Genomic DNA, 11,436 nt, shown 5'->3' with positions numbered 1-11,436 from the left:
GGGGGGGGGGGGGGGGGGGGGGGCGTGGGCGGGGGGGCCGGGGGAGCCGGGAGTGCCGGAGCGGGCCGGGCGGGCGGTCGCGGCGTGGGGGCCGGTTTCGGCGGCGGCTTCGGCGTCGGCCGGGGTGGTGGCGGTTTCGGCGTCGGCGTCGGCTTGGGCGGAGGCTTCGGCTTCGGCGGCGGGGTCGGTGGGGGAGTGGGCGTCGGAGTGGGAGTCGGCGTCGGCGTCGGCGGACACGGTGGCGGGGGCGGCTTCGGACAGGGCGGGTCGGGCCAGTGGTGACCGCCGGCGTAGGCCACCGCCACCGTGCCGTCCGGTCCCGTGGAGGCGTACGCGCAGGCGTCGGCCGACGCGCTGCCGGCCGGACAGCCCACCAGGGCCCAGGTCAGCGTCAACAGGGCCAACACCCGCGTGGTGGGCGCGCATCGGGTCACTTCGGGTCCAGGCACGACCGAGATCATGAGGCCAGGACGGGCGCCGTACCCCGCAGTGTGCCGAGATTGCTCCGAAAGAGGGAGATGGGGTGATCGGAGGTTTGACGAGCGAAAGGGACCGCTGTCGCACCATGCGTCCCATGCGCGCGCCGGCCCCGGTCCCGGCCCCGCACAGGATCCGGAAAGAAATTCCGGCCGCCGTTGAACACCGGGGCCCCCGCGGTCCGTACCCATGGCCGTGCGGCGGCACAGCAGGGCGCTGCAATATCCAGGCGATAATGGGGAGTTGACGATGAAGACCTCCTGGCGGACCGCCTCACTGGTGGCGACAGCCGCATCGGTGCTGGCGCTGACGACGGCGTGCGGTCAGGACAATGCCACCACTCCGGCGTCGGCGGCCCAGAACGTCGGGGCCACGGCCGCGGCCGGCGACTACGGCAACCCGGGCAGCAGCACCGCGCCGGGCGCGGGCAACGGCTACGGCGCCGACGGCAACCAGAGTTCCAGCTCCCCGGCCCCGGTCACCCCCGCGGGCAAGCTCACCGTGGCCAGCAATCCCGAGCTGGGCAATGTGCTCACCGACGGCTCCGGCCTCACCCTGTACCGCTTCGACAAGGACACCGCCAACCCGCCCAAGTCCAACTGCGACGGCGACTGCGCCACCACCTGGCCGCCGGTCCCGGCCGACGACGCCACCGCCGGCGCCGGCATCGACAAGGCACTGCTCGGCGAGGTCACCCGCGCCGACGGCTCCAAGCAGCTCACCATCGGCGGCTGGCCCGCCTACCGCTACGCCAAGGACGTCAACGCCGGCGACGTCAACGGCCAGGGCGTGGGCGGCAAGTGGTTCGCGCTCGCCCCCACCGGCAAGAAGGCCAAGCTGTCCGACCTGCCCGGCCTGTCCGTCCGCAAGGACCCCAAGCTCGGTGACATCGTCGTCGACAAGAACGGCATGACGGTCTACCGCTTCATGAAGGACCAGGCCTGGCCGAAGTCCGTCTCCAACTGCACCGGCGCCTGCCTGGAGAAGTGGCCGGCGGTGGGCCCGGTCGGCGCCGACGACACCGAGGGCGTCAAGAAGAAGGGCCTGATGCCCTTCACCCGCCCCGACGGGGTGAAGCAGATGACCGTCAACTGCTGGCCGATCTACACCTTCTCCGGGGACAAGGCCCCGGGCGACACCAACGGTCAGGGCGTGGGCGGCACATGGTACGCCGTCTCGCCCGACGGAAAGCCGGTCGGCGCGTCGGGCGACTGATCACCTCCCCAGGTAGATCGCCCCGCCCGCCCCGGCGCGCGGCCGAAGATCCGCCCCCTCCGCACCGCACGGAGGGGGCGGATCGTTGTGTGCGGTGAGCGCGGCGAGTTGTCCGTACGGCCGTCACACAGCGGGGCCATACGGGCACTTGCCGCAGGCAGTGACCGGGAACGGACGGTCAATTTCCGGTTCGGGTCGCTCCTTCGGCGGGCGATCAGTAGCCTCAGCTCGAACACCGGATCGCCTGCACCCGTCCACGCCTTGGAGAGATACATGGAGCGTCCCGCCTGGGCCCCACGGAGCATCGACATCTCGGTGCCCAGCGTCTCGCGGATCTACGACTACTACCTGGGCGGTTCGCACAACTTCGAGGTCGACCGGGAAGCGGCCCGCAAGGCCATGGAGTTCATGCCGGGCCTGCCGAAGATCATGCAGGCCAACCGGGCGTTCATGCGCCGGGCCGTGCGGTTCGCGGCCGGGGAGGGCATCACCCAGTTCCTCGACATCGGCTCCGGCATCCCCGCCTTCGGCAACGTCCACGAGGTGGCGCAGGCCGCCGTACCCGGCGCGCGCGTGGTCTACGTCGACCACGACCCGGTGGCCGTCGCGCACAGCCAGGCGGTCCTCGCGGGCAACGATGCCGCCGACGTGGTCGCGGCGGACCTGCGCAAGCCCCAGGAGATCCTCTCCAGCCCCCGACTGGACCGCCTGATCGACCTGAATCGGCCAGTCGCCCTCCTCCTCGTTGCCATACTGCACTTCGTGGAAGACGCGGACGACCCGTACGGTGCGGTGGCCGAGCTGCGCCAGGCGCTCGCGCCCGGCAGCCTGCTGATCCTCACCCATGCCTCGTACGAGGGAATCCCGCTGCCCGCCGAGCGGGCCGAGGGAGCGGTGGACGTGTACAAGGACATTCGCAACCCGCTGATCATGCGCTCGCGCGAGGAGATCGCGCGGTTCTTCGAGGGGTACGACATGGTGGAACCCGGACTGGTGCCGATGCCGCTCTGGCGCCCGGACACGGCGCCGGAGGACGAGGACCCGTACGCCTTCTCCGGATTCGCCGGCGTGGGGCGTACGGCGTGAGCGCGGAACCGGACGAGCCGGAGGGCAGACTGCGCCGGCTGACGACGATCTGGAGCCGGGCGCTGTTCCCGGTGACCTCCACGTCGCTGACCCGCCCCGAGTTCGAGGAACGACTCCTGCCGCTCGCACGCCGGTTGAGCGAACTGCTGCGCGCCCGCAGCTTCGACGCGGACGCGGCGAAGGCCGTCGGCGCCGCCCTGGTCGGGGCGCACTGCACCGACCCCGAGGCACTGGCCCGCACCCTCGACTGCGTCGACGCCTACCTGGTCCTGTACTGCGGCGAGGACGGCCCCCAGGACGAACTGCGCATCAGGTCCTCCCGGTTGCAGCACGCCATGGCGGCCGGCTACGCCCAGGCGCTGCGCGAGCGCACCCTCGCCGAGCAGGAGGCCATCGCGCAGGCCGCGTTGCAGGCTCAGGGCGTGGTGGCGCAGGCACTGCACGCGAGCGAGGCCCGCTTCCGCGCGGTCTTCGAGGGCGCGGCCATAGGAATCGGCATCGCCGACCTCGACGGCAACGTCCTCCAGGTCAACGAGGCGCTGCTGCGCATGTTCGGCCTCTCCGAGCAGAGCCTGCGCGGCCGGCGCGTCCAGGACTGGGTCCACCCCGAGGACGCCCCGCAGACCTGGCGGCTCTACGACGAACTCGTGCGCGGCGAGCGCGAGCACTACCACGTGGAGAAGGCCTTCAACCGCCCCGACGGGACGGTGCTGTGGACGAACCTGACGGTGTCCCTGCTGCGCGACGCCGACGGCGCCCCGCAGTACCAGCTCGCCCTCATGGAGGACACCACCGAGCGCCGGCTGCTCAACCTCCGGCTGCGCTACGAGGCCACCCACGACGCCCTCACCGGCCTGCCCAACCGCTCCCTGTTCTTCGAACGGCTGGAGAAGGCCCTCAGCGCGGGCGAGGGCCAGCGCTTCGGCCTGTGCTACCTGGACCTGGACGGCTTCAAGACCATCAACGACAGCCTCGGCCACGCGGCCGGCGACCGGCTGCTGGTGGAGGTCGCCGACCGGCTCCAGTCCTGCGCGACCGCGCCCGGCGAGATGGTCGCCCGGCTCGGCGGCGACGAGTTCGTGGCCCTGACCACCGGCCCCGGCACCGAGCGCACGGTGGACGAACTCGCCGAGCGCATCATGAACGCGCTGGTCACGCCGATCAGCATCGACGGGCGCGACCTCCTGGTGCGCGGCAGCCTCGGCATCGTGGAGGGCCCGGCCGGGGAGCGCACCGCGGCCGAGGTGCTGCGCAGTGCCGACATCACCATGTACCGGGCCAAGTCGGCCGGCGGCAACCGCTCCGAACTCGCCGATCCCGAGGCCGACGCCCGCGCCATCACCCGGCACGGCCTGACCACGGCCCTGCCGACCGCGCTGGAGCGCGGCGAGTTCTTCATCGAGTACCAGCCGCTGGTCCACCTCGGCGACGGCAGCGTGCGCGGCGCCGAGGCCTTGGTGCGCTGGCTGCACCCGCAGCACGGCGTCCTCGGCCCCGACCGCTTCATCCCGCTCGCCGAGCACACCGGCCTGATCGTCCCGCTCGGCCGCTGGGTCCTGGAGGAGTCCATCCGCCAGGCCCGCGCGTGGCGGGAACTCCACGGCGAGCAGCAGGCCGCCGGCCCGCTGCGGATCAACGTCAACCTGTCCCCGTGCCAGCTCAGCCACCCCGGCCTGGTGCAGGACACGGTCGACATCCTCGAACGGTCGGGCGTCACCCCGGACGCCCTGTGCCTGGAGGTCACCGAGTCCGCGCTCATCGGCGCCGACGACGACCTGCTCAAACCCCTGCGCCGGCTCGCGGAGATGGGCGTCGACATCGCCCTGGACGACTTCGGCACCGGCTACTCCAACCTCGCCAATCTGCGCCGTCTGCCGGTGAGCGTCCTCAAGCTGGACCGCTCCTTCACCCAGGGCATGCAGCAGTTCCCCGCCGACCCGGTCGACCTGAAGATCGTGGAGGGGATCGTTTCGCTCGCCCACAGCCTCGACCTTGCGGTCACGGTCGAGGGCGTGGAGACCGGCGCGCAGGCCGAGCAGTTGCGGATACTGGGCTGCGACACGGCCCAGGGCTGGTACTACGCCCGCCCCGGCCCGCCGGAGCGACTCCACGAACTGGCCCTGGTGGACGCGACGGGCTGACCGGCCGGAGCCGGGCCGCCGTCCCCCTCCCGGGCGGCCGCGGCGACGGCGGTGGCCGCCCGGACGAGTGCCGCGGTGGCCGTGGAGCGGGACTGCTGCGGCCAGGCGACCGCCAGGAGCGACGGCGGCGCGTCCGGCACGGCCCGGTAGACGACGCCCGGACGCGGATAGCGGTCGGCGACGGACGCCGGCAGCAGGGCGACCAGTTCGCCCAGGGCGACACGGGTGAGCAACTGGGCCAGATCGCGGCCCTCGTGCCGCATGTCCTCCAGGAACCGGTGCAGATCCCCGGGGCGCAGGCCGAGGTCGGCGAGCAGGACGTGGTCGCGGGCGGCGAGCGGGTGGTCCGCGCCGAGCACCGCGACACGCGGCTCGGCGACGAGGGTCTCGCTGTCCAGGCCGGTGCGGTCGAACGGCTCGTGGATCAGCGCGACGTCGGCCTCTCCGCGCCGCAGCAGCCGCGGCTGTTCCAGCCAGCCGCACAGCCGGACCGTCACCGGGAGGGCGGCGGGGTCGGTGGCGTAGCGCTCCAGGACCGGCTCCAGCAGTCCCGCGTCGCCGTCGGCCTTGACCGCCAGGACCAGCTTGCGGTCCGGGCCCGCCGCACGCCGGGCCCGCCGTCCGGCGGCCTCCAGGGCGTCGAGCGCGAACCGCGCCTCCGCGAGGAGCACGTCGCCCGCCGGGGTCAACGCGACACGGTGGGTGGTCCGTTCGAAGAGGGTGACCCCGAGGTCCGTCTCCAGCCGGCGGATCGCCCGGGACAGCGGCGGGGAGGAGATGCCCAGCCGTTCGGCCGCGCGGGCGAAGTTGAGTTCCTCGGCGACGGCGACGAAGTAGCGCAGCGGGCGGGAGTCCACGGCTTCGCCCTCCCTTCGGCGGTGCAGGGCACGGTATTACCTTGAGGGTAACAACCCGGAGCGAAGCGGTCCTTCAGTTCCCGGACACCGGACGGCAGGCTCGATCATGTCCCCCTCCCGTCCTGTCCAGGAGACTTCCATGATCCTTGTCACCACCCCGACCGGCCAGATCGGCAGCCGGGTCCTCGACTCCCTCCTCGACGCCGGGGACGCGGCGGGAGAAGTCCGGGTGATCGTGCGCGATCCGGCGCGCCTGTCCCCGCGCGTGCGGGCCCGTGTCGAGGCCGTCACCGGCTCGCACGCCGACCCCGACGTCACCGCCAAGGCGTGCGCGGGCGTCGACCGGGTGTTCTGGCTGGTGCCGCCGGCGCCCACCGCGGACAGCGTCGAGGGCCACTTCCGCGCCTTCACCCGGCCCCTGGTCGACGCGATCCGCACCGGGGACGTCCAGCGGGTCGTCGCCGTCTCCACCCTGGGCCGCGGTGTCGCCCGGAACGCCGGACAGATCTCGGCCTCGCTGGCCATGGACGACGAGATCCGGGCCACCGGGGTCCACCACCGGGCGCTGTGCCCGCCGTACCTGATGGAGAACCTGCTCCACCAGGCCGCGGCGATCCGCGGCAGCGGGGTGATCGCCATGGCGACGCACGGCGACCGGGTGCTGCGCACCTGCGCCACCCGTGACATCGGCGCCACGGCGGCCCGGCTGCTGCTCGACGGCTCCTGGACCGGCCAGGACGACGTCCCGATGGTCGGCCCCGACGCGCTGACGCCCGAGGACATGGCGCGTGTCGTCTCCGAGGTGCTGGACCGGCCGGTCCGCTTCCAGCGGCTCGGCGGGGAGGAGTACCGGGCGTCGCTGCTGCGGCACGGGGCGAGCGAGGCCTGGGCGCGGGCCGTGGCCGACCTCGCCGCCGCGACCGCCGAGCAGGGCTTCTACGGCAGCGCGGCGCCGAGCACGCCCGAGACCGCGCCCACGTCCTTCCGCCGGTGGTGCGAGGAGGTGCTCAGGCCGGCCGTACGGAGCTGACCGGCACGGCCTGCGGTGCGACCGGGGCCGCCGTACGCCTCCGGCGGGCAGCCCCTATGCGCGGTTCCGCCGACACGGCCTACGGAGCCACCAGCGCCGCGCAGATGGCACATGGGCCACGGACGGCACCCCGGGCCACCGACGGCACCACTGACCACCACCGACGGCACCACTGACCACCACCGACGGCACCCCGCCGGTCACCAGAGGCTCCGTCGGTGCCGTCACCTTTCCAGCAGCATCCGCTGCAGCTCCCGGGCCGCCCGCGGCGGAGCCACGTCGCTGCGGTGGGCGAGGGCGATGGTGCGGTGGAGTCCGGGGCGGGCCAGTGGGGTGACCCGGAGCCCGCGGCCCGTCCGGGCGGCCACCATGCGCGGCACGACGGCCACGCCGAGCCCCGCCCGGACGAACCCCAGCACCGCGTCCATCTCGCCGCCCTCCACGGCGAAGTCCGGCTCGAACCCGGCGGAGCGGCACGCGGCGACGGTCAGTTCCCGCAGGTCGTACCCGTGCCGGAACATCACCAGCCGTTCTCCCTCCAGGTCGGCGATCTCCACGACGCGTCCGCCCCGGCCGGGTTCCGGCGCCTCGGGGGACGACACCACCACCAGGTCCTCGCGCAGCAGCTCCACGGTCGTCAGCGCGGGCGCCGGTGTCGGCAGCGGCAGCACGACCAGCGCGAGGTCGAGCGCGCCGCGCGCCAGCTCCCGCACCAGATCGTGCGAGCCGCCCTCCTCGATCAGCAGCTGAATGCCGGGGTACCGGTCGTGGAAGGCCCGCAGTACGTCCGGCAGCAGTCCCGTGCACAGGCTCGGCGTGGCCCCCAGCCGTACCCGCCCCCGCCGCAGCTGCACCAGTTCCTGCACCTCGTGCCGGGCCGTGTCGGCGTCGGCCAGGATGCGCCGGGCCAGCGGCAGCAGCGCCTCGCCGGCGTCGGTGAGCGTGATGTTGCCCCGGGCGCGCAGGAAGAGGTCCGCGCCCAGCTCCCGTTCCAGCGCCTTGATCTGCTGGGACAGCGAGGGCTGGGCGACATGGACCAGCTCGGCGGCACGGGTGAAGTGCCGGGTCTCGGCGACGGCCACGAAGTACTGGAGCTGCTGGAACTGCATCCAGCCAGAATAGCCGGAGCCTATGGAAACGAGCTGGACCATGTCTTGGACCGATCGGGTCTCTCGCCCCTAGCGTGCTGTTCCATGGCTCTGGCAACGCGGACGGACCGACGGCCGTCCATGGCGCGCACGATGTGGGACTCCTCCGTCGGCAAGAAGACGGTGATGGCCGTCAGCGGCGTGATCATGCTGCTGTACCTGGTCGCGCACCTGATCGGCAATCTGAAGATCTTCTTCGGCGCCGGTGAGTTCAACCACTACGCGCACTGGCTGCGCACCGTGGGCGAGCCCTTCATGCACTACGAGTGGACGCTCTGGCTCGTCCGGATCGTGCTCGTGGTCGCCGTGGTGGCCCACGCCACGTCCGCCTACCAGCTCAGCCGCCGGGACATCAAGGCACGGCCCAGCAAGTACGTGCACAAGAGGCCGCGGGCCGGCTACGCGACCCGCACCATGCGCTGGGGCGGCGTCATCCTCGGCCTGTTCATCGTCTGGCACATCCTGGACCTGACCACCGGCACCGTGCACTCCGGCGGCTTCCAGCAGGGGCACCCGTACCAGAACGTCGTGGACACCTTCTCCACCTGGTACGGCAACGTCATCTACATCGTCGCGATGCTCGCGCTCGGCCTGCACATCCGGCACGGCTTCTGGAGCGCCGCCCAGACCCTCGGCGTCGGCAGCCGCAGCCGCGACCGCGCCCTGAAGACCCTCGCGAACGTCCTCGCGCTGCTGCTCACGGCCGGCTTCATCTCCATCCCCGTGGGCGTCATGACCGGAGTGGTGAGCTGACATGACTACCTACGCCGACTACGCGACCGGCGCGCCGGTCACCGACACCAAGGCCCCCGCCGGGCCCATCCACGAACGCTGGGACAAGCGCCGCTTCGAGGCGAAGCTGGTCAACCCCGCCAACCGCCGCAAGCACACGATCATCGTCGTCGGCACCGGCCTGGCCGGCGGCTCGGCCGGCGCCACGCTCGCCGAACAGGGCTACCACGTCGTCCAGTTCTGCTACCAGGACTCTCCGCGCCGCGCCCACTCCATCGCCGCACAGGGCGGCATCAACGCGGCGAAGAACTACCGCAACGACGGCGACTCCATCCACCGGCTGTTCTACGACACCGTCAAAGGCGGTGACTTCCGGGCCCGCGAGTCCAATGTGCACCGGCTCGCGCAGATCTCCGTGGAGATCATCGACCAGTGCGTCGCCCAGGGCGTGCCCTTCGCCCGCGAGTACGGCGGCCTGCTCGACACCCGCTCCTTCGGCGGCGTCCAGGTCTCGCGCACCTTCTACGCCCGCGGCCAGACCGGCCAGCAGCTGCTGCTGGGCGCCTACCAGGCGCTGTCCCGGCAGATCGCCGCCGGGAACGTGGAGATGCACCCGCGCACCGAGATGCTCGACCTGATCGTCGTCGACGGGCGGGCGCGCGGGATCGTGGCGCGCGATCTGATCACCGGCAGGATCGACACGTACTTCGCGGACGCCGTGGTCCTCGCAAGTGGCGGCTACGGCAACGTCTTCTACCTGTCGACCAACGCCATGAACTCCAACGCGACCGCCGTCTGGCGGGCGCACCGGCGCGGCGCGTACTTCGCCAACCCGTGCTTCACCCAGATCCACCCGACCTGCATCCCGCGCACCGGCGACCACCAGTCCAAGCTGACGCTGATGAGCGAGTCGCTGCGCAACGACGGCCGCATCTGGGTGCCCAAGGCCCAGGGCGACACCCGCCCGCCGAACGAGATCCCCGAGGACGAGCGCGACTACTACCTGGAGCGCATCTACCCGTCCTTCGGCAACCTCGTGCCCCGGGACATCGCCTCCCGCGCCGCGAAGAACGTCTGCGACGAGGGCAGGGGAGTGGGCCCCGGCGGACAGGGCGTCTACCTCGACTTCGCCGACGCCATCCGGCGCATGGGCCGCAAGGCCGTCGAGGCCAAGTACGGCAACCTCTTCGACATGTACCAGCGGATCACCGACGAGGATCCGTACGAGGTGCCGATGCGGATCTACCCGGCCGTGCACTACACGATGGGCGGCCTGTGGGTCGACTACGACCTCCAGACCACGATCCCCGGCCTGTTCGCGATCGGCGAGGCCAACTTCTCCGACCACGGCGCCAACCGGCTCGGCGCCTCCGCGCTGATGCAGGGCCTCGCCGACGGCTACTTCGTGCTGCCGGCCACCATCAACGACTACCTGGCCCGCAACCCGCACCAGGAGCCGGTCACCGACCAGCACCCCGTCGTCCAGGAGGTGCTGGCCGAGACCGAGGACCGGATCAACCTGCTGCTGGCCGTGGACGGCGACCGCACCCCCGACTCCTTCCACCGCGAACTCGGCGAACTGATGTGGGAGTTCTGCGGCATGGCCCGCTCCGACACGGGGCTGCGCAAGGCCCTGGAACGCATCCCGCAGATCCGCGACGAGTTCTGGCGGCGGATCAAGGTGCCCGGAACCGGCGAGGAGTTCAACCAGTCGCTGGAGAAGGCCAACCGGATCGTCGACTACCTGGAGCTCGCCGAGCTGATGTGCCTCGACGCGCTGCACCGTACCGAGTCCTGCGGCGGACACTTCCGCGAGGAGTCCCAGACCCCGGACGGCGAAGCCGCCCGGAAGGACGACGAGTTCTCGTACGCCGCCGCGTGGGAGTTCACCGGCACCGGCGAGCCGCCCGTCCTGCACAAGGAAGACCTGGTCTTCGAGTACGTCCACCCCACCCAGCGGAGCTACGCATGAAGCTCACCCTGCGCGTCTGGCGGCAGAAGAACGCCGACGCCGAAGGAGCGATGTCCACCTACGAGGTGGACGGCATCTCGCCCGACATGTCCTTCCTGGAGATGCTGGACGTCCTCAACGAACAGCTCATCCTCTCCGGCGAGGAGCCGGTCGCCTTCGACCACGACTGCCGCGAGGGCATCTGCGGCGCGTGCTCGCTCGTCATCAACGGCGACGCGCACGGGCCGGAGCGGACCACCACCTGCCAGCTGCACATGCGGTCCTTCCAGGACGGCGACACGATCGACATCGAGCCGTGGCGGGCGTCCGCGTTCCCGGTGATCAAGGACCTGGTGGTGGACCGGTCGGCGTTCGACCGCATCATCCAGGCCGGCGGATACATCACCGCGCCGACCGGATCCGCGCCCGAGGCCCACGCCACGCCGGTGCCGAAGGCCGACGCCGACTTCGCGTTCGAGCACGCCGAGTGTATCGGGTGCGGCGCGTGCGTCGCCGCCTGTCCCAACGGGGCGGCGATGCTGTTCACCTCGGCCAAGGTCAACCACCTGAACGTACTGCCCCAGGGCGCGCCCGAGCGGGAGACGCGGGTGCTGGACATGGTGGCCCAGATGGACGCGGAGGGCTTCGGCGGGTGCACGCTCACCGGCGAGTGCGCGACCGCCTGCCCCAAGGGGATTCCGCTGATGTCAATCACGAGCATGAACAAGGAGTGGCTGCGGGCCACCCGGAAGGCGGGCAGGCGGTAGGCCCGACAGGCGTTCGCCGATCGGTGGACGGG

Annotated in this window: 9 protein-coding genes and 1 pseudogene; 7 read left to right on the top strand and 3 right to left on the bottom strand. The window is 71.9% G+C overall.

The genetic code is table 11. The features are described from left to right. Positions 1 to 237, bottom strand: a pseudogene (locus ABZV94_RS25220) (hypothetical protein); the annotation flags it as partial. A gap of 489 nt (positions 238 to 726) precedes the next feature. Between ABZV94_RS25220 and ABZV94_RS25215 the strand changes: the two are divergent. From ABZV94_RS25215 to ABZV94_RS25205, 3 genes are all read left to right on the top strand, one after another. Beyond that, positions 727 to 1,692, top strand: a complete 966-nt coding sequence (locus ABZV94_RS25215) for an SCO0930 family lipoprotein (RefSeq protein WP_356343954.1) — start codon at positions 727 to 729, stop codon at positions 1,690 to 1,692. Positions 1,693 to 1,965: 273 nt separating this feature from the next. After that, positions 1,966 to 2,778, top strand: coding sequence for an SAM-dependent methyltransferase (locus tag ABZV94_RS25210; RefSeq protein WP_356343947.1), 813 nt, complete (start codon positions 1,966 to 1,968; stop codon positions 2,776 to 2,778). Continuing rightward, positions 2,775 to 4,919: an EAL domain-containing protein gene (locus ABZV94_RS25205; protein ID WP_356343945.1), complete on the top strand. Its 2,145-nt coding sequence runs from the start codon at positions 2,775 to 2,777 to the stop codon at positions 4,917 to 4,919. The genes ABZV94_RS25210 and ABZV94_RS25205 overlap by 4 nt, the downstream gene beginning before the upstream one ends. Here ABZV94_RS25205 and ABZV94_RS25200 read toward each other — a convergent pair. Then, the gene (locus tag ABZV94_RS25200; protein WP_356343943.1) at positions 4,856 to 5,776 is read right to left on the bottom strand and encodes a LysR family transcriptional regulator; all 921 of its coding nucleotides are present in this window, start codon (positions 5,774 to 5,776) and stop codon (positions 4,856 to 4,858) included. The genes ABZV94_RS25205 and ABZV94_RS25200 overlap by 64 nt on opposite strands. A 139-nt stretch (positions 5,777 to 5,915) precedes the next feature. Here ABZV94_RS25200 and ABZV94_RS25195 point away from each other — a divergent pair, with 139 nt between their 5' ends. Further along, positions 5,916 to 6,806: an NAD(P)H-binding protein gene (locus tag ABZV94_RS25195; protein ID WP_356343940.1), complete on the top strand. Its 891-nt coding sequence runs from the start codon at positions 5,916 to 5,918 to the stop codon at positions 6,804 to 6,806. Positions 6,807 to 7,030: 224 nt separating this feature from the next. Here ABZV94_RS25195 and ABZV94_RS25190 read toward each other — a convergent pair whose 3' ends face one another. Beyond that, positions 7,031 to 7,915 carry a LysR substrate-binding domain-containing protein gene (locus ABZV94_RS25190; RefSeq protein ID WP_356343938.1) on the bottom strand — a complete coding sequence of 295 codons (885 nt, stop codon included), beginning with the start codon at positions 7,913 to 7,915 and terminating at the stop codon, positions 7,031 to 7,033. 120 nt (positions 7,916 to 8,035) lie between these two features. On the opposite strand from ABZV94_RS25190, the gene ABZV94_RS25185 reads away from it, so the two are divergent. The 3 genes from ABZV94_RS25185 to ABZV94_RS25175 are packed head-to-tail and all read left to right on the top strand — an operon-like array spanning position 8,036 to position 11,404. Beyond that, entirely contained in the window at positions 8,036 to 8,707 is a 672-nt protein-coding gene (locus ABZV94_RS25185) for a succinate dehydrogenase (RefSeq protein ID WP_356343951.1), read from the top strand. A 1-nt stretch (position 8,708) separates the two neighbouring features. Then, positions 8,709 to 10,658 (top strand): fumarate reductase/succinate dehydrogenase flavoprotein subunit, encoded by a 1,950-nt coding sequence (locus tag ABZV94_RS25180; protein ID WP_356343936.1) that lies wholly within the window; start codon positions 8,709 to 8,711, stop codon positions 10,656 to 10,658. Further along, complete coding sequence (locus tag ABZV94_RS25175; RefSeq protein ID WP_356343934.1) at positions 10,655 to 11,404, top strand: succinate dehydrogenase/fumarate reductase iron-sulfur subunit; 750 nt, start codon at positions 10,655 to 10,657, stop codon at positions 11,402 to 11,404. The genes ABZV94_RS25180 and ABZV94_RS25175 overlap by 4 nt, the downstream gene beginning before the upstream one ends. Positions 11,405 to 11,436 lie beyond the last annotated feature (32 nt).

Source organism: Streptomyces sp. NPDC004658 (assembly GCF_040609555.1).
Taxonomy (GTDB): domain Bacteria; phylum Actinomycetota; class Actinomycetes; order Streptomycetales; family Streptomycetaceae; genus Streptomyces.
The sequence above is the reverse complement of the archived record's forward strand: the minus strand, read 5'-3'. Positions and strand labels throughout refer to the sequence as shown.